Source organism: Algoriphagus pacificus (assembly GCF_017254845.1).
Taxonomy (GTDB): domain Bacteria; phylum Bacteroidota; class Bacteroidia; order Cytophagales; family Cyclobacteriaceae; genus Algoriphagus; species Algoriphagus pacificus.
This window is the reverse complement of sequence record NZ_JAFKCU010000003.1, coordinates 232006-257644: the sequence shown is the minus strand read 5'-3', so window position 1 is coordinate 257644 and position 25639 is coordinate 232006. Positions and strand designations below refer to the sequence as shown.

Here is a 25639-nt window from a genome sequence, read left to right as displayed (position 1 = left end):
GGGTTTTATTTTTTGTAACCATATGAACTTTAAAATCCAATTTTCATTTATTTAAGTGTTATTTAGAAACTATGGAATTAACGATCAAGAACATGGTTTGCCCACGCTGCATTTCAGCTGTGAAAAGCACTTTGACAGACTTAGCAATTGAATTCTCAAATGTTGATTTGGGAAAAGTTAGTTTGACCAAACCCATTGACTCCTCAAAAGAAGATCTTTTGTCAAAAGCTTTGCTATCTCAAGGTTTTGAACTTTTAAAAAGTGAAAAGTCCTCACTTATTTCTCAAATCAAAGCCCATCTCATCCAGCAAATTCACTACACTGATAAACCCCTGCAAACCAATTATTCTACTTTTTTGGCTGATCAATTGAATCACGAATACAGTTACTTAAGTAGGCTTTTTTCATCTGTTGAAGGAATTACGATAGAGAAATTCATCACCAGACAAAAGATCGAGAAAGTAAAAGAGCTTTTGGTATACGACGAACTGACGCTTTCTGAAATAGCATTCAAAATGGATTATTCCAGCGTGGCTTACCTTTCTTCCCAATTTAAAAAGGAGACAGGGATGACACCTTCAGAATTCAAAAAGGATTCCGCCAAATTGAGAGAAAGTCTGGATAGGATCTGAGCAAAATCTTATAAAAGAAGCTCATAATTCCATAACAAGTCACCTTCTATTTTTATCGAAGTTTGTATCGTTAATCAATAATGATTTATCATGACACAAACAGCCACATCCGAACATTTGATTAAAAAGACATTCCCTGTTACCGGAATGACATGTGCAGCCTGTGCAAACAGTGTCGAGACAATTTTAACCTACACTGAAGGTGTAAAATCTGCCGCTGTCAATTTTGCTTCCAATACGGTTTTAGTAGAATTTGACGAGGATCAGATAAAAGCTGAGGGCTTAAATAAAGCTTTGACAGAGATTGGATATGGACTTATTGTGAGTGAAGAGAACTTGGAAGAGGCGGGAGAAAAAGCCCAACAAGAGCACTATCAAGAAGTAAAAAAACAGACCATCGGAGCAGCCATATTGACACTTCCTATTTTCATTTTAGGAATGTTTTTTATGCATTGGGAACCCGGAAAATGGATCTCTTTGGTTTTGTCCATCCCAGTTTTATTCTTTTTTGGTCGTCATTTCTTTGTTAATGCTTATAAACAAGCCAAACACGGAAAAGCGAATATGGACACTTTGGTTGCCCTTAGTACAGGAATCGCATTCCTTTTCAGTTTTTTGAATACCCTTTTCCCGGAATTTTGGTTGGAACGAGGGATTACTCCTCATGTCTATTACGAAGCTGCAACAGTGATTATCACATTTATCAGCTTTGGAAAGCTCCTTGAAGAGAAAGCAAAAACAGGGACTACCACTGCTTTGAAAAAACTGATGGGGTTACAAGCAAAATCCCTAAAAGCCATCATAGACGGCAAAGAACAAGAAATTCCAATCACCGAAGTTGCAGTTGGTTATGAGATTGTGGTCAGACCAGGTGAGAAAATCCCTGTGGATGGAATAGTCCTGTCTGGCAATTCCTATGTCGATGAAAGTATGATCAGTGGTGAGCCTGTTCCTGTGGAAAAAAAGGAAAATGATCGGGTATTTGCTGGTACGGTCAATCAAAAAGGAAGCTTTCATTTTAAGGCTGAAAAAGTCGGAAGCGAAACACTGCTCTCACAAATAATCAAACGTGTTCAGGAAGCTCAAGGAAGTAAAGCCCCAGTACAGAAATTAGCAGACAAAATCGCCAGTATCTTCGTTCCTACAGTGATTGGAATTGCCATCATTACATTCGCAACTTGGATGATTATAGGTGGTGATCAGGCATTTACTCATGCCTTACTTACTTCTGTCGCGGTGTTGGTGATTGCATGTCCCTGTGCTCTAGGGTTGGCAACACCAACAGCGATTATGGTCGGAGTTGGGAAAGGAGCTGAAAACAATATACTGATCAAAGATGCCGAAAGTCTGGAATTAGCTCATCATGTCAATGCGATAGTCTTGGATAAAACTGGAACTATCACGGCAGGAAAACCAAGTGTTTCTGATGCAAAATGGGTTTCTAGCCAAGCTGAGGAGGATTTTTCCTCCATATTATTGACGATTGAATCTAAGTCAGAACATCCATTAGCAGAGGCCGTTTCCAAAAATCTCAAAGAGAAAAATGTCGAGATTGGGAAAATAAATGACTTCCAAAGTATCACAGGTAAAGGGGCTTCAGCAAAAAATGAAGAAGGAGTTACATTCTATGTTGGCAATGAAAGCCTACTAGATTCCCATCAGATATCAATTTCAGAAGAGTTCAACAAACTATCCAAAGCATGGAAATCAGAAGCAAAGACTGTCATTTTCTTTGCCAATGAAAAAGATCTCTTAGCTATACTAGCAATTACAGATGAAATAAAACCAAGTTCCAAGTCTGCAATTTCCCAGTTAATTCAACAGGATATTGAAGTGTATATGCTAACTGGAGATAATCATCAGACTGCTGCTGCAGTGGCTAAAGCGGTCGGCTTAACAGACTTTAAAGCTGAAGTAATGCCTTCAGATAAATCAGACTTTATCAAAGAACTCCAAAGTCAAGGAAAAAAAGTGGCCATGGTAGGTGATGGAATCAATGATTCCGAAGCTTTGGCTCAGGCTGATGTCAGCATTGCGATGGGACATGGTTCTGACATTGCGATGGATGTAGCTAAAATGACGATTATTTCATCTGATTTGGAAGCCATACCCAAAGCATTAAAGCTTTCAAAAATGACAGTGAATGGAATTCGTCAGAACCTCTTTTGGGCCTTTATTTACAATTTGATCGGAATTCCGATTGCTGCCGGCCTTCTCTACCCTTTCAATGGATTCTTGCTCGATCCCATGATTGCTGGAGGAGCTATGGCTTTCAGTTCTGTTTCAGTAGTTCTAAATAGCTTAAGACTTAAGGGTAAGAAATTGTAAATTCATTTCTTAAAATTAGATAGAATGTAGGTCAAAATAGTGTCAGTCCGAGCGGAGTCGAGGACCTGGCTTCGACTTCGCTCAGCCTGACAAAACTTAATTTCACTAGAAAAGGATTGAAAAAACTCAAGTTTAATATTTAAAAAATTAAAACTTAACCATCATGAAAACTCAAAAATTCAAAACCAACATCAATTGCAGCAATTGCCTTGCAAAAGTTACTCCAGTACTCAATGCGAATCCAAAAATCGAATCCTGGGGCGTAGATTTGGAAAGTGAAGACAGAATTCTGACTGTGGAATCGGAAGATATTACACCGGAGGAAGTGTTTAAAACTGTCATCAAAGCAGGATTTATTGCCAAACCTGAATAAATTGGCATCAAATTCTGAGATTCCCCATGAGAAATCTATTCTTAGCGCTGTTTTTGTTTCTATCTATCCAAGCTGTGTACGCACAAACCAACATTGCTTTGCCTGTGGTAAAATCCACCATAAAAGGGATTAATATCTATGGGAAACCCATAGACCAGCAAACTCGATGTCAGCATTGGCATTCTGAATTGGATGTGATTGCAATCAAATTCAAATGCTGCGAAAAGTACTACCCTTGCTTTTCTTGCCATGAAGAAGAAGCTGATCACGAACCTAAAGTTTGGCCAAAATCAGAATTCGATTCCAAAGCAATTCTATGTGGAGTTTGCGGAACAGAGCTAAGTATTACAGAATATCAAAGCAGTAATAATACCTGCCCTAATTGCAAAGCTGCCTTTAACCCAGGCTGTAGTAAACACTATCATTTATATTTTGATACTGAGGGTAAAAAAATTGAATAACCCATTTGTGAATTAATTCGTAAATTTACGTCGTTGAAAAAGATAATTTCCATAGCGTTATCTCTCATTCTACTCTTTTCGAGTATAGGAATGGCAAAGTCTACCCACTTCTGTGGCGGGATGGAAATGCTTTCTGAATTGTCTTTAAATGCCTCCCACATCAATTGTGGCATGGAGCAAAAAGTCCCGGATTGTGATTCAAATGATGGAAAAGCCCATTTGAAAGATTCGGGTTGCTGTGACAATGAGTTTGAAATTCTTCATTTAGAGGAAGATTTCAGCATCACAAAAGCCAAGTTGAATGTTGATCTGGTCTTTGCCGTTGCATTGATCCATACTTTTATTTTTAACGCTTCTTTGGAAGATTCAATAGATTCTTCCTATTCAGATTATCCCCCTCCTTTTCTGGAACAGGACCATCAAGTTCTGTATCAGACTTTCCTAATTTAATTCATTGATGAATTGAAACTTAGCCTTTGCTAAGTTCTGTCTTGCCTGGATTTAATCTTGGCAATGCTGATTAACCATTTTGGTCATCTATCAGATTCATCACATGTTAAATTCAATAATCAAGTATTTTCTTGAAAATAAACTGGTAACAGTTCTGCTGCTGATCGCATTGATTGGTTGGGGAATTATTACTGCTCCTTTTGGATGGAAAGTTGGCTCTTTGCCTTCAGATCCAGTTCCTGTGGATGCGATACCAGATATTGGTGAAAACCAACAAATCGTTTTCACTCCTTGGGCTGGAAGATCTCCTCAGGATATTGAGGATCAAATTTCCTATCCTCTTACTACCTATTTACTTGGAATTCCAGGTGTAAAGTCAATCCGTAGTTCTTCTATTTTCGGATTTTCCAGCATCTATATCATCTTCAATGAGGATATAGAATTCTATTGGTCTAGGTCCAGAATACTGGAAAAGCTCAATTCCTTGCCATCCGGCCTATTGCCAGAAGGAGTTCAACCTGCTCTTGGTCCTGATGCTACTGCTTTAGGACAAGTTTTCTGGTATACCTTGGAAGGACGTGACTCCAACGGAAATCCCACCGGTGGATGGGATCTACATGAGATCCGATCTGTTCAGGATTTCTATGTCAAATATGCTTTAAATGCCGTAGAAGGCGTTTCTGAAGTAGCATCAATTGGTGGATTCGTCCAGGAATATCAAATTGATGTAAATCCTGACGCATTAAAAGCTTATAAAATTCCATTGGCAAAAGTCATGGAGGCGGTGAAGAAATCCAATCGTGACGTAGGAGCCAAAACCATAGAAATCAACCAAGCTGAGTACCTAGTCCGAGGTTTGGGATACATCAAAAATATTGCGGACCTAGAAATGGCGGTTGTAGCCGTTCAGGAGAATGTTCCGATCCGAATCAAAGATATCGCGGTTGTAGGCCTTGGTCCTGCTAACCGTCGAGGTGCTTTGGACAAAGACGGTGCTGAGGTAGTAGGTGGTGTAGTTGTAGCCCGATACGGAGCCAATCCTTTAGCTGTAATTAAAGATGTCAAAGCTAAAATCTCTGAAATCAGCTCTGGTTTACCAAAGAAAACCCTAGCAAACGGAACAGAAAGCCAATTGACATTGGTCCCATTTTACGATCGATCTACCTTAATTTCAGAGACGCTCGGGACTTTGGAAGAAGCCTTGACCTTGGAGTTATTGATTACCATTTTGGTAGTGATAGTGATGGTTTATAATCTTCGTGCTTCTTTATTGATTTCCAGCTTATTACCGATTTCGGTTCTTATGGTTTTTATAGCCATGAGATATTTCGGAGTAGATGCTAATATTGTGGCACTTTCTGGTATCGCGATTGCAATCGGAACCATGGTAGACTTGGGAATTATTCTCTCTGAAAATATTCTAAAGCATATCGATGAAGCGCCTGAGGATCAAAAATTAATAGACACCATCTTTAAAGGTTCTTCGGAGGTAGCCACGGCTATTCTGACCGCTGTTTCTACCACCATTGTTTCCTTTATACCGGTATTTACACTTGAGGCTGCGGAAGGAAAACTATTTGGACCATTGGCCTTTACCAAGACTTTTGCCTTGGTAGCTGCTTTAATAGTCTCTTTGTTAATCTTACCGACTTTAGCCCACTGGTTCTTTGGATTCAAAGTCAAAGGAGAGAAAACAAAAAAGATCATCCCATTTGCCCTACTCGCATTAGGCATCATCGCTTTGATTCTAGGTTATTCCTGGGCTGGAATCATGTTGCTTTTATTCGGTGGTTTGGCTTTAGGAAAGGATTATCTGAATAGATCCCAGGTAAAACTTGATGAGCGAACATCAAAACTCCTGAATAATGCCGAGCTTATCCTAGTAGTGATTGGCGTCGTTTGGTTATTGGCCAAATACTGGCTTCCACTCGGTCCTGCTGAAAGCACATTTACGAATTTCTTTTTCGTTACCCTAATTGTAGGGTTGATTTTAGGAGCTTTCGCAGTTCTAGAATACTATTACAAACATATCCTTACCTGGTGCTTAAACCATAAAAAGACATTCTTGAGCATTCCGGCAATCCTTATTCTTCTTGCAGCAAGCATTTGGTTAGGGATCAATGGCGTGTTTGGATTTATCCCAAAAGGCTTTGATTTAATCGGCGTGAATATTCGTCCTACCAAAGTCTGGGCTTCTTTGACGCATACTTTCCCAGGTATAGGAAAGGAATTTATGCCTTCTTTGGATGAAGGAAGCTTTTTGTTGATGCCAACTGCAATGCCTCATTCAGGAATTGAGTTTAATGGAAATGTAGTTTCGCAACTTGACATGATGCTCACAAATATTCCTGAAGTGGAGTTAACAGTGGGTAAACTCGGAAGAGTGGAATCTGCTTTGGACCCTGCTCCTATTTCCATGTATGAAAATGTCATCAATTACAAGCCGGAATACATACTGGATGAAGATGGCTATCGGGTTCGTTTCCAAACGGATAATGATGATCGATTTATCCTTTCTTCAGGAGATACATTGACTAATGAGGAGGCCATTCAACAAGGGGTAAAAAAATCAGAATTGATACCTGATGAAGACGGGCTTTATTTCCGAAACTGGAGAAGCCAAATCAACTCTCCAGATGATATCTGGAAGGAAATTGTCAAAGTCACTAAGATTCCTGGAGTAACATCTGCCCCAAAACTTCAACCCATTGAGACTCGATTGGTGATGCTCCAAACTGGGATGAGAGCCCCTATGGGAATCAAAGTATATGGCCCTGATCTACAGACCATTGAAAAGTTCGGTTTAAAGCTAGAAGGTATATTGAAAGAAGTACCTTCAGTAAAAGCAGAAGCAGCATTTGCGGATCGTATCGTCGGTAAACCTTACCTGCTTTTAAATATCAAACGCGATGAAATCGATCGATACGGTTTAAATATTGAGGATGTCCAGCAAACGATAGAAACTGCCATTGGCGGAATGAATATCACGAACACTGTGGAAGGTCGAGAACGCTTTCCAGTTCGGGTTCGTTATCCAAGAGAGCTTAGAGATGATCCTGAATCACTAGGTAAGATCTTAATCTCCACCCCTACTGGTGCACAGATTCCTTTGGTTCAGATAGTGGATTTTGAATACCAAAGAGGCCCTCAAGCCATCAAAAGTGAGAACACCTTTTTGGTAGGCTATGTACTATTTGATAAACGAGAAGGTTTCTCTGAAGTGACCGTGGTAAATGATGCTCAAAGAATGATTCAGGAAAGAATAGACTCAGGAGAACTCGAAGTACCAGCCGGGATAAGTTTTAAGTTTTCTGGAAGTTATGAGAATCAGGTTCGGGCAGAAAAAAGACTCTCCATCATCGTTCCTGTTGTATTAGGACTAGTCTTCTTGATCCTTTATTTCCAATTCAAATCAGTTACAACTTCCTTGATGGTATTCACTGGAATTGCCATGGCATTCAGTGGTGGCTTCATGATGCTCTGGTTCTATGGTCAGGAATGGTTCGCCAATTTCAGCTTATTCGACACCAATATCAGAGAGCTATTCCAAATGCAAACAATCAATCTTAGCGTGGCCGTTTGGGTAGGTTTTATTGCATTATTCGGAATTGCCACCGATGACGGGGTTTTGATGGCAACATATCTGGATCAAAGCTTTGATCGAAACAAAACTAATACCCTGAAAGGTATTCGGACGGCTGTTGTCGAGGCAGGACAGCGAAGAATCAAACCTGCTGTAATGACTTCTGCGACCACAATCATTGCCTTGTTACCAATCTTGACTTCTACTGGTAGAGGTTCGGATATCATGATTCCAATGGCAATTCCTGCCTTTGGAGGAATGATCGTAGCGGCAATTACTTATTTCATTGTCCCGGTGCTTTACAGCATTCGTGAGGAATATAGACTCAAAAAGAAAAGCTAATGAAGACCTATTTAATCACATTTCTACTAGTAATCTTAACGAGTCTACAATCATTTGGACAGAGTTTAGATGACTATCTGAAAATAGCAGCAGAAAACAATCCAGGATTGAAAGGCAGCTATAAGGAGTTTGAAGCAGCTCTTGAGAAGGCTGCCCAAATCAGAAGTTTACCGGATCCAACCATTTCATTCGGTTACTTTATTTCCCCTGTGGAAACCCGGGTCGGACCTCAGCGGGCAAGACTATCCCTGAGTCAGATGTTTCCTTGGTTTGGTACTTTGAAGTATTATGGAACAGGCTCAGAAGCCATGGCAGAAGCAAAATTCCAAGCTTTTACCGATGCCAAAAACAAGCTGTATTTCAAGGTTATATCTGCCTATTATCCTCTTTATGAACTGAACAAGTTCATAGAGATTGAAAAGCAAAACATTGAAATTCTCAATAACTATAAAACTTTGGCCACAAGCCAATTCTCTAATGGAAAAGGTGCTATGGTGGATGTACTGAGAGTGGATATTATGCTGAAAGACGCAGAAACCAATTTGGGCATTTTAGAAAATCAGCGAAAACCTTTGATTACGAGGTTTAACAATCTTCTAAACAGAGAGGAAAATGAGCCTGTCGAGATCGTTGATGAATTAGTTGATATCTCAGCCCTGGAGGATTATCGAAGAGATTCTCTATTGGAGAACAATCCTACTCTTCAGGAATTTGACTTCAAAATCAAGGCAAGTCAAGCGAATGAAATGACTGCAGCAAGTCAGGGAAAACCCAAAATCGGTGTCGGATTGGATTATGTGATCATAGGAAAAAGAGAGGACATGATGGTTGCCGACAATGGCAAAAATGCCTTGATGCCAATGGTTTCCATGAGCTTACCCATCTTTTCTGGGAAATACCAAGCAGCAAAAAAAGAAGCTCAATTAATGCAGGAAGCTTATCAGTTTCAAAGAGAAGAATTTGAAAATGAATTAATAAGCACCTACGATCAATTGGACTTTCAGGTCTCCAAACAAAATGACCTGATTCACTTATACGAAGAGCAAATCAAGCAAACCAACCAGTCACTCGAGTTGCTTTACACTGCCTATTCCAATTCTGGAAAATCATTTGAAGATGTACTTCAGATGCAACAGCAGTTATTAAAATATCAAAAATTGAAAGTGTCTGCTGAAACAGCACTGAAAATAAACATTGCGGAAATAGATTATATCACTGCAAAAACATTAGACCAATGAAAAAGCTACAATTAAACATTTTGGTCATCGCTATCGGCATGTTATTCATCGGAATTCTTGCAGGATACCTCATCTTCAGAACTGATAATTCTTCTCAAGATGAACATCAACATGATCTCACAGAAGTAAACGGAGTTTGGACATGTTCCATGCACCCGCAAATCCGTCAGAATGAACCGGGATCTTGCCCCATTTGTGGTATGGATTTGATCCCAGTAGAAAGTGAGGAGGAAAATCTGGATCCTTTGGCTATCAGCATGTCTCCGACTGCAATGCAGTTGGCAAATGTGCAAACCGCAATCGTTGGACAGGCTGGAGCAGCAAAATCATTAAAATTAACCGGCAAAGTACAGTCTGACGAACGCAGAATCTTTACTCAGACCACTCATATTCCTGGAAGAATAGAGCAATTGACTGTGAATTTTACTGGAGAATACATCTCAAAAGGACAAGTGATAGCCACTGTCTATTCCCCTGAATTAGTCACTGCACAGCAGGAATTATTGCAAGCAGCAAAAATTAAAGAGTCCCAACCACAATTATTTCAGGCTGCAAAAGAGAAGTTGAGAAATTGGAAATTGTCAGACAACCAAATTGATCAAATAATTGCATCAGGAAACATCCTGAACAATTTCCCTATCAGAGCTAATACTTCAGGTTATATAACTGAGAAATTGGCTAATGCAGGAGACTATGTATCACTTGGACAGCCTCTCTACACAGTTTCAGATCTGTCAAAAGTTTGGGTTCTTTTTGATGTATATGAATCCGATTTGGGATGGATCAAAAAAGGAGATGAAGTGGAATACACCGTCCAATCTATTCCTGGAAAGACATTCACAGGTAAAATATCCTACATAGACCCCTTAATCGATCCAGCTACAAGAGTAGCAAAAGCGAGAGTGGAAGTACCAAATTCTGATTTGGCATTGAAGCCGGAAATGTTTGTTTCGGGTTCCATCAAAAGCGACACAAAAGGAGGTAGTACCACGATTACGGTTCCAAAATCAGCAGTTCTTTGGACAGGAAAAAGATCGGTAGTCTATGTGAAATCCAGTTCAGCTAGGGGAATCAGTTTCAACCTTCGAGAAGTCACTTTAGGACCATCTCTTGGAGAAAGCTATGTGATAGAAAGTGGTTTGAATGGTGGAGAAGAAATTGCAATCAACGGTACCTTCAGCATCGATGCTGCTGCTCAATTAGCGGGGAAACCTAGCATGATGAGTCCAGATGGAGGAGCTGCGATGACAGGTCATAACCATGGCGAAATGCAAGGAAGTATGGAGTCAGCTCCTGCACCATCTTTTACTATCAGTGAAGATGCGAAAAAAGCATTGAAGCCGGTTTATGACAGTTATTTGGCCCTAAAAGATGCTTTAACAAAGGATGAATTAAATGCTTCCAAAGAAGCTGCTAAGTCAATGAGGGAGTCTTTAAACAAAGTCAACATGGCGCTCTTTACAGGAGAATCACATAACAGCTGGATGAGCTTTGATGGGAATTTGAAAAAAGCATTACAGGTAGCCCAAGATTCAAAATCCATAGAGGACCTTCGAAAAAGCTTTCAAAATCTTTCTGATGAAATGGTGAAAATGACAGAACAATTTCACGCTTATTCTGGAACTTTGTATGTACAGCATTGTCCAATGGCTGATAGCAACCAAGGAGCAGATTGGTTGAGCTTAGACCAGAATATTGTCAACCCTTATTTCGGAAAATCCATGCTGACCTGTGGAGAAGTCACAAAAACTTTAAAATAATCCCCAACCAAATACCCAGCACCAATGCGAAAAAACAATCAATACTATACCAGAAGAATCCACCGCTTTCTAGGCGTTTTCATAGGAATTCAATTCTTCTTTTGGACACTTAGCGGCTTGTATTTTAGTTGGACAGATATTGATGAAATTCATGGAGACCATTTTCATCCGGAACACATGATGCATGAGACGGCAGGAGAACTTATTGAGCCGGGAAAACTGGATTCAACCCTAGAAATTTCCAGCCTTGAGTTAAGGTTTGTAAACCACCAGCCTTACTACTGGGTAAATTCAAAATTGCTTTATAATGCTCAGACTGGAGAACTAAAACCTGAAATCTCGGAAGAAGAAGCCAAGGAAATTGCCCAGATCTACATCAAAGGAAATCTCGGGATCAAGTCCATGGAATATCTTACCGAAACAGGTTCGCACCATGAATTTCGAGGTAGACCCCTACCCGCTTGGGCTGTTCACTACGATCACCCAGAAAACCTAGTCGCTTACATCGATGCCAAAAGTGGAAATTTTGAAAGAGTAAGACATAGAAGCTGGAGATGGTTCGATTTTCTATGGATGTTTCACACCATGGATTACGCTGGCAGAGATGATTTCAACAATCTTCTATTGAGGGCATTTTCGCTTTTCGGATTGGCTACCATCACTTCTGGCTTTACACTCTTCTTTATGACCATGAAAAAGAAAAGAAAACATTCTAAATAAATAACAATTAATCAGTTAAACATGAAAAATCTAACAAACACCCTGTTGATTGCTCTTACAATCAGTATTGCATTTGCCTGCAAGAAAAACGACCAAGCTGCAGAAAATGAAGAACACATGGATCATCAAGAGCAAATGGATCATAGCACTATGGATCATGGAACCGATTCAGAATCGACTGCAGCTGTTTCATTTGAAAACATGGAAGTTTCTCACGTCATCAACTCTTATTTGGATCTGAAAGATGCTTTGGTGGAAACAGATGGAGAGAAAGCAAAAAACGAAGCCTCAGAACTCCTTTTAGCTCTTGAAAAGTCCAATTTAGAAGGAAAGGAAGCGATGGAGGCTGAAGTGAAGAACATATCTGAAACAACTGATACTGAAGTTCAAAGAACGTCATTTGATGTCCTTTCAAATCAAATGGCAGAGTTGGCCAAAGCATCAGTATTGACAGAAGGCAAATTGTATAAGCAATACTGCCCAATGGCAAAAAATAATGAAGGAGCCTTTTGGCTTAGCGCTTCCAATGAAATCAGAAACCCTTATTTTGGCGATAAAATGCTGAAATGCGGATCTGTAGAAGAAGAAATTTAAAATAGTACCCGATTACCTTAACGCCCCCCAAGCCCTGAAGAAATTCAGGGCTTTTTCTTTTCAACTCTTAATACAAATTGAACCTAACTCCAAGAAATCCTCTGATTCCCTGATTTGGTGCAAAAACATAAGTCGGATCAAATGTGAGAGCATTTGGATTTTGAGGAGTGGGCTTCACTGATCCATCTGAATTAAAGTCCACTTGTTTGTCAAATGGATCAAAAGATCTGGCTATACTATTTGCCGGTGGAGTGAAATTCAACAAGTTCTTCACTCCCCCATAGAGTTCCCAGCTCTCTCCCAGTCTTTTGGTCAGCTGGATATTTTGGATACTCCACCATGGAGAATATTCAGCTCTGTCATCTAGCTCTCCCAAAAGAGGCAATCTCATTGGGCTGTATACATTTCCTGTATAATCTATCGTAAGCCCCCAATTCATAATTTCATACCCTACAGACCAAACTCCAGAAAACTTCTCAGTCAATAACTGCCTAGTTTTGTTACCTTCTTCTTCAATTGATACATCCATCAAAGTTGCTCCGGTTGTAATGCTCAACCCATTTGCCCAAGCTAAATCCACATTTAATGAGACTCCTTTTGAAACAGCGTTTCCGTCAAGATTGGCATAGATAATCTGATTCGGGTTTGTCTCGTAATCCGGAATGATTCGATTTGTGAAATAGGTATAAAATGCAGTCCCGTCTAGACCTACAAAAGTGCCTTTATCCGAGTAGATTTTTTTAACCAAGTTGATATTGGTATTCCAGCTTTGTTCTGGTTTTAATTCCTCTTCAAAAACCACCTCCCGAGCTCCTGTCAAAGCAGCATGGTCTTCAGTAAAGACATTGGCAACTCGAAATCCGTTACCGATGGAAAGTCGCAAAACAGTTGTTTTATCCAAGGAGGAAAGCTTGTAATTAAACCTTGGAGAAAAGATAGATCCATGAACAGAATTATAATCCCATCGCGCTCCAAGGAGGATACTTTGTGTTTCTTGGATTTTGATTTCATCCTGGATAAAAGCTCCTGGCAGATGGATTTCTGATGGACGATTGGTATTGCCATCTTCTGAAGATGTTACAGGCGTGTCATCATCATAAAATGTGTATCGATAAGCCAAACCAGTCAAAAAGTTATGCTTTTGAAAAGTTTTAGTCCATGTTAACTGACCAAAACCAATGGTCTGCTGGGCATTGTAAATAGTCGTTCCATAGACAGAGTTTTGATGGTGCCCATTTGCAGAAAACATAAAATTGAGTGGCTCTTTAGTTGGTAATTGATAAGTACCAAAAGATTCCCATCTACTCGTATAGATACTTTCTCCGTAAATTTCATCTCCGCCACGATAGCTTTTATCCCAATCCATTTCACCTCCCCACCTATCTTCATAAACATATCGTCCAGCTACATTAAAAAGCCTGTTTTCTTTCCTTTTAACATTGAATTTTTGAAAGATTGAAATTCGTTTAGAAAGTGTCAAGTCAGTAAACCCATCTCCGTTGTTATCGATTGGATTGTCATAGAAGAAGCTACTGATCCCAGTTAATGATTGGATTTTAGGGCTTATTTGGCTGCGAAAACCTAGGTCAGTATTGATTTCTCCCCAACCAGTTCCAAAAGCATCTACTGAAACTAATGGAGCAGACTCAGGATTTTTGGTTATGACATTGATTAATCCGCCCACTGCTTCTGAACCAAAAAGAGTCGATGCAGGTCCTTTGACCACTTCCATCCTATTGATCAGAGATTGAGGAATCCCAGTTAAGCCATAAACAGTTGCCAAACCTGATACAATGGGCATTCCATCAATTAAAATCATGGTATAGGGACCTTCCAAACCATTGATATGGATATCTCCAGTATTGCAGACATTGCAATTAATCTGAGGCCGAACTCCATTTACATTTTGGAGAGATTCAAATACGGAAGGTGTGGGATTTGCTCGGAAGAAATTAGCTGAATAGACTTCTACTGGAACAGGGGAATCCAATTTAGAAACCTCTTGCATAGTTCCACTGACTACTACCTCATCAAGTCCCGCATCAATCGATTCCAAATCAAACACTAACTCATCTGAATTGCCCAGAGGCACTTGAATCGTTTTATTGAGAGTTTTGAATCCAATGCTGGAAATCTGTATGGTATAGCTTCCCTTCTCTTTCACTAAAATCTTGAATAGTCCATTTTGATCTGTCACTGACCCATTTTGGGTGCCTTTGATCAAGACATTGGCAAATTCTAAAGGCTCATTTCTTGACATAACTTTCCCTTCAATCCTAAATTCCTGAGCTTGAATCGCTAAGGGAATTGATAGTAAAAGGAAAACAAAAAGGAGCTTAGAAAGCATTAATTCAGAGTTTTAGAAAGTATTAGATACGTCAAAAGTAATTTGTTAGATCTATCTAACAAAATTGTTTTCTAAATATTTTATTTAATATTTGAAGACTAAATCATTTGGACATGGCCTCACAAACAGAAGAAAACTACCTGAAGTCCTTATTTAACCTTGCCAATGAAGCTGGCGAGGTGAATATCTCTGAGCTGGCGCAGCAGATGCAAGTCAGCATGCCTACCGTGAATAGCATGGTGAAAAATCTTCAAAAAAGCGGTTGGGTGATTTATGAAAAATATAGACCAGTCACATTGACGACTAGTGGACAAAAAGCTGCTGCTTTAATTATCCGGAAACACAGGCTTACAGAGATGTTTTTAGTCAATAAAATGGGTTTTGGTTGGGAAGAAGTCCATGAAATCGCTGAGCAAGTAGAGCATATTCATGCTCCTAAATTTTTTGACCGAATGGATGAAATGATGGGTCACCCACTTTTGGATCCGCATGGTTCCCCTATTCCGGATAAACAAGGCAGGATTCAAGAGATTAATTTTTTAACGCTATCCAAATGCAAAGTCGGACAGCAAGTGATTCTTGCTGCTTTAACAAATTCTTCAACAGAATTTCTTGAGTTTTTGAATAGTCGTAATTTGAGTTTGGGTAAAGAATTGAAAATAATATCAATTGAAACCTATGACCAAAGTATGGTCGTTACTTATGATGGGCACCCTTCTGAGACATTGAGTGAAAAAGTCTGTGAAAGACTGCTTGTTAGAGTATTAGCTTAACTTCTTAAAATTGAAACAAATATGAATACCTATTTCCTTTTTATCATTGGATTCCTACTTGGTTTAATAATCTTAAGGCTTTTGGTCAAAAATAAATCCAAGAAATAGGCATAAGCTCATTTAAACTTCCAAGAAATAAATGACCTCAAAGGAGGATTTTTTACCCCAAGTTCCCGGATATTTATTTCTATATTTTTTTAAAAATAAATACAAAACACTGTTTTACAGATATTTATACAGTTTTCATTAATTCGGTATACTCCTTGGAATATTTAGTTTAAAATGATTTAAACTAAAATTCAAACGTCATGAACTCATTATTTTATGTGATTGCCGTCATCATGCTGATTGGCTGGCTAGTAGGAGTTTTTATATACAGTGTCACAGGATTGATCCATATTCTTCTGGTATTAGCAGTCCTTGCAATTGCAATTCGATTTATCAAAGGTAAATAGCAAGTGGAAGGTTTAGGCTTTCCACCCCCTATTTGCTTTCTTTTCAGCTTGAGATTTTTTGGCTTTCAAGCGTTTCTCAATTGCACCTTTCCCCGGCTTTGTAGGTTTTCTAGCCTTTTTCTTTTCTAGTCCTTTCTGAATCAACCCATAAAATTTTTTGATCGCCAATTCCTTGTTTTGAAGTTGGGATCGTTTTTCCTGCGACTGCACTTGCAAAATGCCTTCTTCGGTAATTTTATTCTTTAGCTTTTTAAAAAGTACTTCCTTCTCCTCTTCCGATAAATTCTGTGAGGCTTTCAAATCAAAAGAAAGCTGAACTTTTGTTTCAACCTTATTTACATTTTGTCCTCCTGGACCACTGCTTCGGGAGGTTTGAAAAGTTAATTCAGGAAGGAAATCTCCATTTTCAATTCTATTTCTAATTTTTTGCATCTCTTGAATATGAATAGCTCTATTCGGGTTATTTTAATTGAAGCAAGTTAAGTCTTTCATTTAAATGATATAATTACCTGCTATCCATTCATATGATGAGATAGATTATTTTGAATCTATTAAATCAAAAAAGTGCTAATTTAAGTCCATTAAACAGGTCTCACCCTATTAACTAACCCAAAATATCATGAAAAACAGAAGAGAATTTCTCATTAAATCAGCTCTTGGAACTGCAGGATTGATTACTGCTCCAGCTTGGCTTCAGGGAGCTCCCGCTATCCTCAAGCATTACAACAAACCAAATTCTTTAATCAATGGAGTTCAAATAGGATGTATAACCTATTCCTTTCGAACCATGCCTGATCAAAGTGCCGAAGCTACATTGAAATATGTAACTGATGCTGGACTGAGTGCAATTGAATTAATGGGAGATCCTGCAGAAAGCTTTGCAGGAATGCCAGCCTCACCGGTTAACAGATCCAGAATGTTTCAATTAATGGGTAAACAAAGGCAAGGAACTGAACTTAGCAGTGCAGAAAAAACTGAATTGGATGAAATGAGAGCTGCTGGTGAAGCACATGGGAAAGCGGTAGCTGAGTGGAGAGCCAAAGCAGATATGAAGAAGTTCGAAGATCTTCGAAAAATGTATAAAGCGGCTGGAGTCAGTATTTATGCTTTCAAGCCAAATGCTTTCGGCAAAAACAATACAGATGCAGAAATCGATTATGGAATGAAAGCCGCAAAAGCTTTGGGTGCATCTCATATCACATTGGAGCATCCATCTGACGACGCACATACTTTGAAGTTGGGCAAAATGGCGGAGAAGCATGGAGTCTCAGTAGGATACCATGGCCATGAGCAGGAAACTTTCAGTTTTTGGGATACAGCAATCGCTCAAAGCCCAAAAAATGGATTGAACTTAGATGCTGGTCATTACATCGCTGCGGGAAATACGGACTTGATTCCGCTGATTGAAAAGCAGCATAAGCATATACTAAGTATGCATACCAAGGATAGACAAACTCCTGCAAATGGAAAAGGAAATTTACCTTGGGGAACCGGGGACACTCCTATTCCTCAGCTTTTAAAATTGATTCAGACCAATAAATATAAATTCCCTGCAACTATAGAACTGGAATACCAAGTACCGGAAGGTTCAGATGCTGTCAAGGAAGTTCAGAAATGTGTGGAGTTTTGCGAAAAAGCACTTTCCTAATTCTGTAAAAAAGAAAAACCGCAGTTTTCACTGCGGTTTTTTAATTTGGTTGTGTTTGGTAATCTATTATTTAGCAAACATAGTAAACATCCACATTCTTTTTTCAAGATCGCCAACAAAAGCTGTCAACATATCTTCAGTGGCAATATCACCAGCGTCTCCGGCCTCATTAGCTACTTTTCTGTGAGATTGTGCCAATACACCTAGACCATCGATGACATGTTTTACACATTCATCTCCGTTGCTTACATCCATGATTTCTTTATGTATGCTGTTTTTCAAATAATCAGAATATGCATGAAGTGGCTTGAATCCGATAGTCACGATTCGTTCCGCCAAATCATCAATGTTCTGATATAATTTAGTATACAATTCCTCAAACTGAACGTGAAGATCAAAGAAGTTCTCACCTTTTACATTCCAGTGAAATCCTCTTACATTCTGATAAAACACATGGTAATCAGATAGTAAATCATTCATATTACCAGCCAAATTTTTCATTGCTTTATCATCCAGTTTCAAATGATTCGATAATGTTGCTTTATTAGTACTCATTGTTTTAGTGTTAGTTAAGTTATCCATGCCATATTTAATGCAAGGCCTCAGCCAAAAAAGCACCTTCAAAAGAATCAATTATAATCCTAGTAGATCCTGATAGAATCTTTTGATATCACTCAAAACAGCCGTAGAATCCGATTTTTTATACTTTTCAGTTCTTTATCTGGATAAAACCGTTCCGAATAAATTTCCCCAATCTGTTGAATCTATAACACAAAAAAATAGCCTTCCAAATGGAAGGCTAAAATTGGTTAGGCTGGCGTTATCTCTTATAGATCATATTGTTTCATTTTATTGAACAATGTCTTCCGATCAATTCCCAATTGCTTGGCAGCTTTGGTTCGGTTATACTTTACCTCTTCTAGTACTTTTCGTAAAACCTCAGCTTCTGCTTCAGCCGCAGCGTCTTTAAGATTGGCCGGGGCTTTAGAAGCTTTATGATGTCCGTTTGAACTTGAACCATCAGAAGTTGATTCGGTAAAATTGAATTTTCTTGCATAAACTACTTCAGGAGGTAAAGCTGAAACAGTCATCTTATCTCCATCGGTCAAAAGTGTAGCACGACGAATTACATTTCTCATTTCACGAAGGTTTCCTGGCCAAACGTATTCCATAAACACTTGGGTTACTTCCTCGTCAAATCCCTCGACAGATTTATTCAGTTCCTTATTGGAAAGTTCTAGAAAATGCTGAGCAAAAGCTTCAATATCATCCTTGCGCTCACGCAACGGTGGAACAGTTATACTGAATTCATTAAATCTGAAATAGAGATCTTCTCTGAATTTGTTTTCCTGAACAGCTTTTCTCAAATCTTCATTTGAGGCTACCAAAATTCTTACATCAATTGATTTGTCTTTCGTCCCTCCGATTCTTCTAAGCTTCCGCTCCTGAACCAATCTGAGTAAGCCTACTTGAACTTCATAGGAGAGATTGGCGATTTCATCTAAGAAAATAGTACCTCCGTCAGCAAGCTCGAATTGACCTGGTTTTTCTGAATGGGCTCCTGTAAAGGCTCCTTTCTCATGACCCCAAAGCTCACTTCCTGCCAATTCTTTGGTTAAGGCTCCGCAGTCGACAGCGACGAAAGGTTTTCCTGCTCTTTCACTTTGATCATGGATCAAACGTGCAATATTTTCTTTACCAGCTCCACTTTCCCCATAAATGACCACACTCAAATTGGTCGGGGCTACAAGCTTCACTTCTTTATGTAGTTTTTTGGATTCTTTTCCGGAGCCTTTCAAAAAGTCAGAATTAGCTTCGGACTTATCCGAGCTCTTTTTTGCTTTTGGATCTGCTTTTTCAAAAGTTACTGATTGGACTTTTGATTCTTTTTTAACTGCCAAAGCCCGCTCTATCAAACTGATGATCTCATCGGGAATCAAGGGTTTGGTGATATAATCAAAAGCTCCTTTTTTGATTACTTCCACAGCTATTTTTACATCTGCATATCCGGTAATTATTGCTACCTGAGTTCCAGGTGATATAATCCGGACTTTGGCCAGAACATCCCGGCCTTCCATATCACGTAATTTAAAATCACAAAAAATAAGATCGTAATAGGTGTTTTTGACCATTTCAAGACCATTTTTTCCCGAAATGGTTGTCTCAACATCGTATCCTTTCTTAGTTAAAAAACGCTCAAGCAATTGGCAGATATCAATGTTATCATCGATTACTAAAATCTTTGCCATGGTTATATATATTAGTTGTTGTGAGAAATTTCGTTTTTAATTACCTGTTCAAGCTTGGCTAGATTAAAAGGTTTGCTCAAAAAATGGATTGCTCCTGATTCAATAGCTTCATCTCTTGCCTCCTGATGATCAAAAGCACTCATCATGATGACTTGAAGCCAATCAAAATCCAAAGACCACTTTTTCAATTCTTTTAAGCCATTTCCATCCGGAAGATTCACATCTAGAAAAATTAATTTGGGATGCTTTTCACCCACTAATTTTCTTCCTTCTGTCAAAGTACCAGCAGATACTACTTCAAAACCTTTTCTAGCAAGAAATCTAGATAATAGCGCCCTGATTTCTAATTCATCATCCACTACAAGGATCACATTATTCTTCATCACGTTTCGGCATTTGGAATTTTTTCAGAGTACTATACTCAGTTTTATTTAATCATTTTTGAAAGGTAATTTAATAAAAGGTGCAGCCAGGGACTGCACCTTTTTTGAAATTTAAACCTTATTGCACTTTTTCTTTTGTTACTTCTTTTGCAGAGTTTAGAGCAGATTTGGTAGCATTAAATCCTTCCTGACCTGCTGCCAGCAATCTTGATTTCAAATCTCCTGCAACACTTTGTAAATCTGTAAGAAGACCATTCAACTTTTCTCTTTGAGAAGCATACTGATCTTTATTTTTATAAAGGTAAGCGCCTACCAATGCTCCGGTAACTAATCCGCTTAACCACATGGTTTTATTTAAAGCTAATTTTTTCATTTTTTGTTTTTTATTTATGGAAGTTCAAATGTTTTCGATGTCGGTCATTATTTCTTCCTTGGTTTTTCCGACTTTTTTCTGGATTCGTCCCCAAAGCTCGTCTTCTTTTCCTTCAGCATAAGTCAAATCCTGATCGGTAAGATCACCATACTTCTGCTTTAATTTTCCTTTGAGAATATTCCAGTTTCCTTTTAATTCTGTGGTATTCATTTCTAGTTGGTATAGGTTAAAACTTGTTTCTGATTTAAAAAAAGGACTAGACGCCCCTACCGCTAATCAAACGGAATAATACTGCTATCACGGCCAATACAAGTAAAACGTGGATCAAGCCTGTAGCACTGTAAGCAAATACTCCAATCAGCCATCCGATTAGAAGAATTACTGCGATAAAATACAATAGAGAACTCATGGTTTTGTGGTTATAGTTGAAAGTTTTATTTGATAGCATTTATCCAATGCTTATGCCTAGATGTCTGATAATTGAAAAAAGTGCCTTAACTTCCCGAAAAAGCACGTTTTCACCGGGCCAACTACCTATCAGAACTTGGAAAATCCTGAGAAATGAGAAAAAAATTCCCCAAATCTGGCAATCAAGAGCTAATTAAAAGTAACAATCCCTCCATGGCTAAAATCAAACTTTACTCAATTATTTCATTGATTTTAATTATGGTCGGCAGTGGTGTCTCTTATTGGACCTCCCAGCGAATCAGTTTTTACACATCGGGTCTGATGGAAACACAGGATATTCTCCAGCGAACCAGTGAGCTCTATGCAACTATTTTGGAAAGGGAAACAAATATCCGGGGATTTGTCATTACGGGTGATGAGGATTTCTTGTCTTTCTATAGACAGTCCTTGGTTGACGCGCAGTTGTTATTAGATCAATTAAAAGGTTTAACAAACGAAAATCCAGTACAACGGGAAAACCTGATAAAATTAGAAGCGCTCATTAAAGAGCGGGTAGAAGTATTTGAGCTCACAGTCAATTATTACCAGCAAAACGGTTCTTTGGAAGGTTTTGTCAGTCCGAATCGAGTCAACTCAGCTTTGGACAGATATAAGCAAATCAAGATGGTTGTCACAGATATCAATGATGAGGAAAATAGAGTCTTTGTAGAAAAGAACCGCTCCTTGCTGAATAATATCAATGCCCTTCCTTTTATAGTAGGGATGATTTCCCTATTCTCTATCTCAGTTGGCTTTATTACCCTGTTTTCTATTTTCCACTACAACAAAGCCCAGCAAATTGCTGCCAAAAGGATTCAGAATTATCAGGAAAAGCTTCAGGACCAACTCTATCTTTTGGATGATTCCAATAAAGAACTGGAGCAGTTTGCCTACGTTGCTTCCCATGATTTGCAAGAGCCATTAAGGAAAATCACTGCGTTTTCTGATTTGTTAATTGAACAGTATTCTGACAAAATCGAAGGCGAGGGTGAATTATATCTTGATCGGATTACCGTAGCAGCAAATCGAATGAGAAGGCTGATCACAGACCTGTTGGAGTATAGCAGAGCAGGTCGGGAAAATTCTGAAAAGGAAGTTGAAATCGATCTTTCCAGCATTGCCGAAAATGTGGTGGATGACTTAGAAATCGCGATTCATGAAAAAAAAGCTGAAGTTACAATCGGTCCACTCCCAACAGTTTTAGGAAAAGAAACAGAATTGCGGCAGGTCTTCCAAAACTTGATTTCAAATGCCCTGAAATTTTCGAAACCAGATATTCCTCCTCAAATTGAAATAAAAAGTGTCTCTGCCACACAAGATGAAGTATTAGAATATCCTATGTTGGATCCAGATTTGGAATATTACAAAATAACTGTCCAGGACAACGGGATTGGATTTGATGAAGGTTATGCTGAGAAAATATTCGCCATCTTCCAAAGGCTTCATGGCAGAGATGTTTTCGAAGGCACAGGAATTGGGTTATCAATTTCTAAAAAGATCATTGAAAAATATAAAGGAACAATATATGCAAGTAGTGAAAAAGATCATGGTTCGGTCTTCACTATTTTGTTACCAGTTATCACTTCTTAAAAACATTTTATACCAAAACCAAATTATACCTATTAACTTATGGGCTGTTGATTTGCCATAAGAATGTCAAGTTTACTCTTTAAATAGTGCCAAATAAAATCCTTATGCTAGTGAAAAAACCAATTAACATTCTTGTAGCCGAAGATGATGACGACGATAAGTTATTAATCATTAAGGCCTTTCAGAAGACCCTTCCTAAAAAGAGTATCACTTGCGTTGCGGATGGAGAAGCGTTGCTTCAATACCTTAATCGGGTTGCTCCTTTTGATTCTTTGGAATTATATCCTATCCCAGACATTATCCTTTTGGATTTGAATATGCCAAAGAAAGACGGGAGAACAGCTTTGGCAGAAATTAAAAGCCATGAAGATTTTAAAAAAATTCCTGTGATAATTTTCACTACTTCAAACCTCAAAGATGACATTGAGGTAACTTATAAAATGGGAAGTAATAGTTATATCACTAAACCCGGATCTTTTGACGGTTTGGTCAAAGTCGCTAGAGAAATTGAAAACTACTGGTCAAATACCGTTAAACTTCCTGCTTAAATTTTAAAAGATGAGTTCAGAGACTATCCGGATTTTATATGTAGATGATGATCCCGATGATTTGTTTTTATTTTCTTCGATTCTCAAAAAGATAAAAGAACCTGAATATAAAATTGAATCTGCTGCGTCTTATGAGGAGGCATTAGAGAAAGCAAACGATTTTTTCGATGTCTTTTTGGTCGATTATAAACTTGGTAAGGAAACAGGTTTGGAGTTGATCAAAGAAATCAAGAAAAAACAAAAACATGCACCGGTCATCATGTTGACGGGTATGAATACAGGGACTATCGATCGGGAAGCACTTCAAATTGGTGCCTCTGATTACCTGATAAAAGGAGAATTTGATGCCAGAACTCTCGATAGAACTTTAAGATATGCCATTCGGGATGCCCAACTCATGGAATCTCTCGACAAAGCTGCAGTAAAATTCCGATCAATTTTCGAGCGAGCTGGTGATCCGTTTTTGTTAATGGATGGCAACAGTAAAATTTTGGAAGCTAATCCTATTTTCACTAAGAAGTTTGGCTTAGAACCACATTCTGAGGATTCCGGTCTTGGATATTTTTTTACAGACCTTATCGTAGATGAAATTTCACGAATGGTCTTAATGGAGGTTTTGGGAAAAAAGTCTGAACTCTATGAATTCGAAGCAGAGCTACGTATTGGCAAAGACACTTACATCAATGCTTTGATCAGTATTGTAAAACAAGATTCCAACCTCTTTCAGGTCTTAATCAAAGATCTTACGGCAATGAAAGCCAAAGAGGAAGAAGAACTCAATCTGAAAAAATTCAGCTCTACAGGGAGAATTGCCCGTCTTTTGGCCCATGAAGTAAAAAACCCTTTGACAACGATCGTTCTATCAGCAGATCAGCTTCAGATGGAGCTTCCTGAAGAAGTGAAAAAAGAAAGTGGAGACTTAATCGAGGTGATTCAGCGAAATTGCAACAGAATCAATCAATTGGTTACTCAACTTTTGGAAAGTACCCGGTTTTCTGAGTTGGATGTAGCAAGCCATTCCATCAATCAATTACTGGATGAGGCTTTGGAGCAAGTCAATGATCGCATAGAGATCAAAGGTTTTGAAATCATCAAAGATTATCAAGCTGAGATATGCAATATTGATGTAGATGCAGAAAAAGTAAAAATCGCTTTAATCAACTTATTGGTTAATGCTGTAGAAGCCATGCCAGAAAATGGAGGAAAACTGATTGTTAAAACCTACATCAAAGCAAAACAATGCAGAATTGAAATACGGGACAACGGAGTAGGCATCCCTAAAGAAAATCTTGAGAGGCTTTTTGAGCCGTTTTTCACCAGCAAACCGACTGGTTCTGGTTTGGGATTGACAAATACCCAAAATATCATCTTAAGCCATGGAGGTTCAATTCGTGTGAAAAGCGAAGAAGGAATGGGCACTACATTCCTAATCAGCTTCAATCTTAGTTCCTAAATGAATTTGAGATGGTACATTTTAAGGAGAAATTAGAAAGCTTCGATTTCAATCATTGGAGCTTTCATGTACCTGTCCCAGATGAAATTTCAAGCCAATTTCTACAAAATAACAACCGCAGGGTTTTAGTTTCCATCAACCAACAAGGGCCATGGCATATGGCTCTCATGAAAGCAAAAGCTTATTGGTATATTCTAGTCAATCAGCAAATCAGAAACAATCTCAAGCTTGAAACCGGTGATTTGTTGTCCATAGAAATGGAAAGGGATGAAAGTGAATTTGGCCATGAGCTTCCAGAGGAATTCCAGATTCTGATGGATCAGGATGAAGAAGGGACGGCTTATTTCAGATCTCTGACCCCAGGTAAACAAAGAAGCTTGGTCTATTTAGTTACTAAAGTCAAAAACTCAGAAAGTCGCATGAAAAAATCCTTGGCCATCATGCATCATTTGAGATTGGCAAAAGGGAAATTGGATTTCAGACAACTCAATGATCTGATCAAATATTATAATAATCTTTAGTTGCTTGTTAACACTCGGAGGATCTAGCTCGTCTTCAACTGAAACGAACTAATTCCCATGCAAAAATCAATTCTTTACCTTTTTCTATTTTCATTTTTCTTCGGTCTAGCATCTTGTCAGGATAAAGATGATCAAGAGGCAGATTTCAGTAAAATCCGTGAAATAGCTTACAATTACCTTGATGAAAATTCCAGGCAAACAATCATAGGAAACTGGAAGGAAGCGATCGTGCGAAAAATGGGAAATGGTAATTATGAAGTCTTATTCAATACCTCTCAAGACGCGCTATTGGGACCAATTTTAATTGAAATCGATGGCGAAACGAGAGAAGTAATTAAAATATATCCTAGAAACTAAAGTAAAAAAGAGGG

The 25639-nt window shown here is 38.6% G+C and carries 26 protein-coding genes; 18 read left to right on the top strand and 8 right to left on the bottom strand.

Annotation, left to right across the window (positions count from 1 at the left end):
- Window positions 1-71: 71 nt before the first annotated feature.
- The 10 genes from J0A69_RS13615 to J0A69_RS13570 all read left to right on the top strand — a co-directional run bounded on the left by J0A69_RS13615 (window position 72) and on the right by J0A69_RS13570 (window position 12481).
- On the top strand, window positions 72-632 hold the full coding sequence (locus tag J0A69_RS13615; protein ID WP_206587156.1) for a helix-turn-helix domain-containing protein: 561 nt from the start codon (window positions 72-74) through the stop codon (window positions 630-632).
- 90 nt (window positions 633-722) lie between these two features.
- A complete protein-coding gene (locus J0A69_RS13610) occupies window positions 723-2960 on the top strand; it encodes a heavy metal translocating P-type ATPase (protein ID WP_206587155.1) in 2238 nt (745 codons plus the stop codon).
- A 163-nt stretch (window positions 2961-3123) separates the two neighbouring features.
- Window positions 3124-3333, top strand: coding sequence for a heavy-metal-associated domain-containing protein (locus J0A69_RS13605; protein ID WP_206587154.1), 210 nt, complete (start codon window positions 3124-3126; stop codon window positions 3331-3333).
- Between the two features lie 26 nt (window positions 3334-3359).
- Window positions 3360-3794: a CHY zinc finger protein gene (locus tag J0A69_RS13600; protein ID WP_206587153.1), complete on the top strand. Its 435-nt coding sequence runs from the start codon at window positions 3360-3362 to the stop codon at window positions 3792-3794.
- Between the two features lie 33 nt (window positions 3795-3827).
- Window positions 3828-4244, top strand: coding sequence for an HYC_CC_PP family protein (locus tag J0A69_RS13595; protein WP_206587152.1), 417 nt, complete (start codon window positions 3828-3830; stop codon window positions 4242-4244).
- A gap of 103 nt (window positions 4245-4347) precedes the next feature.
- The gene (locus tag J0A69_RS13590; protein ID WP_206587151.1) at window positions 4348-8169 is read left to right on the top strand and encodes an efflux RND transporter permease subunit; all 3822 of its coding nucleotides are present in this window, start codon (window positions 4348-4350) and stop codon (window positions 8167-8169) included.
- Window positions 8169-9407, top strand: coding sequence for a TolC family protein (locus J0A69_RS13585; RefSeq protein WP_206587150.1), 1239 nt, complete (start codon window positions 8169-8171; stop codon window positions 9405-9407). The genes J0A69_RS13590 and J0A69_RS13585 overlap by 1 nt, the downstream gene beginning before the upstream one ends.
- Entirely contained in the window at window positions 9404-11167 is a 1764-nt protein-coding gene (locus tag J0A69_RS13580) for an efflux RND transporter periplasmic adaptor subunit (protein ID WP_206587149.1), read from the top strand. The genes J0A69_RS13585 and J0A69_RS13580 overlap by 4 nt, the downstream gene beginning before the upstream one ends.
- A gap of 24 nt (window positions 11168-11191) precedes the next feature.
- Complete coding sequence (locus J0A69_RS13575) at window positions 11192-11887, top strand: PepSY domain-containing protein (RefSeq protein ID WP_206587148.1); 696 nt, start codon at window positions 11192-11194, stop codon at window positions 11885-11887.
- 21 nt (window positions 11888-11908) lie between these two features.
- Entirely contained in the window at window positions 11909-12481 is a 573-nt protein-coding gene (locus J0A69_RS13570; RefSeq protein ID WP_206587147.1) for a DUF3347 domain-containing protein, read from the top strand.
- A gap of 67 nt (window positions 12482-12548) precedes the next feature.
- Here the strand turns inward: J0A69_RS13570 and J0A69_RS13565 are convergent, their stop codons facing one another.
- Window positions 12549-14828, bottom strand: a complete 2280-nt coding sequence (locus J0A69_RS13565; RefSeq protein WP_206587146.1) for a TonB-dependent receptor — start codon at window positions 14826-14828, stop codon at window positions 12549-12551.
- A gap of 113 nt (window positions 14829-14941) precedes the next feature.
- Here J0A69_RS13565 and J0A69_RS13560 point away from each other — a divergent pair, with 113 nt between their 5' ends.
- Together J0A69_RS13560 and J0A69_RS13555 are read left to right on the top strand one after the other, a co-directional pair.
- Complete coding sequence (locus J0A69_RS13560; RefSeq protein WP_206587145.1) at window positions 14942-15601, top strand: metal-dependent transcriptional regulator; 660 nt, start codon at window positions 14942-14944, stop codon at window positions 15599-15601.
- A gap of 308 nt (window positions 15602-15909) precedes the next feature.
- The gene (locus tag J0A69_RS13555; protein WP_206587144.1) at window positions 15910-16056 is read left to right on the top strand and encodes a lmo0937 family membrane protein; all 147 of its coding nucleotides are present in this window, start codon (window positions 15910-15912) and stop codon (window positions 16054-16056) included.
- Between the two features lie 12 nt (window positions 16057-16068).
- On the opposite strand, the gene arfB is transcribed toward J0A69_RS13555, so the two are convergent.
- Window positions 16069-16488 (bottom strand): alternative ribosome rescue aminoacyl-tRNA hydrolase ArfB, encoded by a 420-nt coding sequence (arfB, locus tag J0A69_RS13550; RefSeq protein WP_206587143.1) that lies wholly within the window; start codon window positions 16486-16488, stop codon window positions 16069-16071.
- A gap of 187 nt (window positions 16489-16675) precedes the next feature.
- Here arfB and J0A69_RS13545 point away from each other — a divergent pair, with 187 nt between their 5' ends.
- Window positions 16676-17704 (top strand): sugar phosphate isomerase/epimerase family protein, encoded by a 1029-nt coding sequence (locus J0A69_RS13545; RefSeq protein WP_206587142.1) that lies wholly within the window; start codon window positions 16676-16678, stop codon window positions 17702-17704.
- 66 nt (window positions 17705-17770) lie between these two features.
- On the opposite strand, the gene J0A69_RS13540 is transcribed toward J0A69_RS13545, so the two are convergent.
- From J0A69_RS13540 to J0A69_RS13515, 6 genes are all read right to left on the bottom strand, one after another.
- Window positions 17771-18259 (bottom strand): Dps family protein, encoded by a 489-nt coding sequence (locus tag J0A69_RS13540; RefSeq protein WP_206587141.1) that lies wholly within the window; start codon window positions 18257-18259, stop codon window positions 17771-17773.
- A gap of 272 nt (window positions 18260-18531) precedes the next feature.
- Complete coding sequence (locus tag J0A69_RS13535; RefSeq protein ID WP_206587140.1) at window positions 18532-19953, bottom strand: sigma-54-dependent transcriptional regulator; 1422 nt, start codon at window positions 19951-19953, stop codon at window positions 18532-18534.
- Between the two features lie 11 nt (window positions 19954-19964).
- The gene (locus tag J0A69_RS13530; protein ID WP_206587139.1) at window positions 19965-20336 is read right to left on the bottom strand and encodes a response regulator; all 372 of its coding nucleotides are present in this window, start codon (window positions 20334-20336) and stop codon (window positions 19965-19967) included.
- Window positions 20337-20454: 118 nt separating this feature from the next.
- Window positions 20455-20709, bottom strand: a complete 255-nt coding sequence (locus tag J0A69_RS13525) for a hypothetical protein (protein ID WP_206587138.1) — start codon at window positions 20707-20709, stop codon at window positions 20455-20457.
- A 24-nt stretch (window positions 20710-20733) separates the two neighbouring features.
- The gene (locus tag J0A69_RS13520; protein ID WP_206587137.1) at window positions 20734-20919 is read right to left on the bottom strand and encodes a CsbD family protein; all 186 of its coding nucleotides are present in this window, start codon (window positions 20917-20919) and stop codon (window positions 20734-20736) included.
- A gap of 46 nt (window positions 20920-20965) precedes the next feature.
- On the bottom strand, window positions 20966-21118 hold the full coding sequence (locus J0A69_RS13515; protein WP_184496782.1) for a lmo0937 family membrane protein: 153 nt from the start codon (window positions 21116-21118) through the stop codon (window positions 20966-20968).
- Window positions 21119-21270: 152 nt separating this feature from the next.
- Between J0A69_RS13515 and J0A69_RS13510 the strand changes: the two genes are divergently transcribed.
- The 5 genes from J0A69_RS13510 to J0A69_RS13490 all read left to right on the top strand — a co-directional run bounded on the left by J0A69_RS13510 (window position 21271) and on the right by J0A69_RS13490 (window position 25625).
- Window positions 21271-22746: a sensor histidine kinase gene (locus J0A69_RS13510; RefSeq protein WP_206587136.1), complete on the top strand. Its 1476-nt coding sequence runs from the start codon at window positions 21271-21273 to the stop codon at window positions 22744-22746.
- A 104-nt stretch (window positions 22747-22850) separates the two neighbouring features.
- Window positions 22851-23294 (top strand): response regulator, encoded by a 444-nt coding sequence (locus tag J0A69_RS13505; protein WP_206587135.1) that lies wholly within the window; start codon window positions 22851-22853, stop codon window positions 23292-23294.
- 10 nt (window positions 23295-23304) lie between these two features.
- Complete coding sequence (locus tag J0A69_RS13500) at window positions 23305-24747, top strand: hybrid sensor histidine kinase/response regulator (RefSeq protein WP_206587134.1); 1443 nt, start codon at window positions 23305-23307, stop codon at window positions 24745-24747.
- A gap of 11 nt (window positions 24748-24758) precedes the next feature.
- On the top strand, window positions 24759-25268 hold the full coding sequence (locus tag J0A69_RS13495; RefSeq protein WP_206587133.1) for a YdeI/OmpD-associated family protein: 510 nt from the start codon (window positions 24759-24761) through the stop codon (window positions 25266-25268).
- Between the two features lie 57 nt (window positions 25269-25325).
- Window positions 25326-25625: a hypothetical protein gene (locus J0A69_RS13490; protein WP_206587132.1), complete on the top strand. Its 300-nt coding sequence runs from the start codon at window positions 25326-25328 to the stop codon at window positions 25623-25625.
- The last annotated feature ends 14 nt before the right edge of the window (window positions 25626-25639 follow it).

Excerpts from the sequence above, each read along its gene's own strand:
- J0A69_RS13615 (WP_206587156.1), top strand. The coding sequence starts at position 72 with ATGGAATTAACGATCAAGAACATGGTTTGCCCACGCTGCATTTCAGCT.
- J0A69_RS13605 (WP_206587154.1), top strand. The coding sequence starts at position 3,124 with ATGAAAACTCAAAAATTCAAAACCAACATCAATTGCAGCAATTGCCTT.
- J0A69_RS13545 (WP_206587142.1), top strand. The coding sequence starts at position 16,676 with ATGAAAAACAGAAGAGAATTTCTCATTAAATCAGCTCTTGGAACTGCA.
- J0A69_RS13510 (WP_206587136.1), top strand. The coding sequence starts at position 21,271 with ATGAGAAAAAAATTCCCCAAATCTGGCAATCAAGAGCTAATTAAAAGT.
- J0A69_RS13500 (WP_206587134.1), top strand. The coding sequence starts at position 23,305 with ATGAGTTCAGAGACTATCCGGATTTTATATGTAGATGATGATCCCGAT.
- J0A69_RS13490 (WP_206587132.1), top strand. The coding sequence starts at position 25,326 with ATGCAAAAATCAATTCTTTACCTTTTTCTATTTTCATTTTTCTTCGGT.
- J0A69_RS13495 (WP_206587133.1), top strand. The coding sequence starts at position 24,759 with ATGGTACATTTTAAGGAGAAATTAGAAAGCTTCGATTTCAATCATTGG.
- J0A69_RS13530 (WP_206587139.1), bottom strand. The coding sequence starts at position 20,336 with ATGAAGAATAATGTGATCCTTGTAGTGGATGATGAATTAGAAATCAGG.
- J0A69_RS13580 (WP_206587149.1), top strand. The coding sequence starts at position 9,404 with ATGAAAAAGCTACAATTAAACATTTTGGTCATCGCTATCGGCATGTTA.
- J0A69_RS13585 (WP_206587150.1), top strand. The coding sequence starts at position 8,169 with ATGAAGACCTATTTAATCACATTTCTACTAGTAATCTTAACGAGTCTA.
- J0A69_RS13540 (WP_206587141.1), bottom strand. The coding sequence starts at position 18,259 with ATGAGTACTAATAAAGCAACATTATCGAATCATTTGAAACTGGATGAT.
- J0A69_RS13590 (WP_206587151.1), top strand. The coding sequence starts at position 4,348 with ATGTTAAATTCAATAATCAAGTATTTTCTTGAAAATAAACTGGTAACA.
- J0A69_RS13610 (WP_206587155.1), top strand. The coding sequence starts at position 723 with ATGACACAAACAGCCACATCCGAACATTTGATTAAAAAGACATTCCCT.
- J0A69_RS13575 (WP_206587148.1), top strand. The coding sequence starts at position 11,192 with ATGCGAAAAAACAATCAATACTATACCAGAAGAATCCACCGCTTTCTA.
- J0A69_RS13565 (WP_206587146.1), bottom strand. The coding sequence starts at position 14,828 with ATGCTTTCTAAGCTCCTTTTTGTTTTCCTTTTACTATCAATTCCCTTA.
- J0A69_RS13505 (WP_206587135.1), top strand. The coding sequence starts at position 22,851 with ATGCTAGTGAAAAAACCAATTAACATTCTTGTAGCCGAAGATGATGAC.
- arfB (WP_206587143.1), bottom strand. The coding sequence starts at position 16,488 with ATGCAAAAAATTAGAAATAGAATTGAAAATGGAGATTTCCTTCCTGAA.
- J0A69_RS13570 (WP_206587147.1), top strand. The coding sequence starts at position 11,909 with ATGAAAAATCTAACAAACACCCTGTTGATTGCTCTTACAATCAGTATT.
- J0A69_RS13515 (WP_184496782.1), bottom strand. The coding sequence starts at position 21,118 with ATGAGTTCTCTATTGTATTTTATCGCAGTAATTCTTCTAATCGGATGG.
- J0A69_RS13600 (WP_206587153.1), top strand. The coding sequence starts at position 3,360 with ATGAGAAATCTATTCTTAGCGCTGTTTTTGTTTCTATCTATCCAAGCT.
- J0A69_RS13520 (WP_206587137.1), bottom strand. The coding sequence starts at position 20,919 with ATGAATACCACAGAATTAAAAGGAAACTGGAATATTCTCAAAGGAAAA.
- J0A69_RS13535 (WP_206587140.1), bottom strand. The coding sequence starts at position 19,953 with ATGGCAAAGATTTTAGTAATCGATGATAACATTGATATCTGCCAATTG.
- J0A69_RS13555 (WP_206587144.1), top strand. The coding sequence starts at position 15,910 with ATGAACTCATTATTTTATGTGATTGCCGTCATCATGCTGATTGGCTGG.
- J0A69_RS13525 (WP_206587138.1), bottom strand. The coding sequence starts at position 20,709 with ATGAAAAAATTAGCTTTAAATAAAACCATGTGGTTAAGCGGATTAGTT.
- J0A69_RS13560 (WP_206587145.1), top strand. The coding sequence starts at position 14,942 with ATGGCCTCACAAACAGAAGAAAACTACCTGAAGTCCTTATTTAACCTT.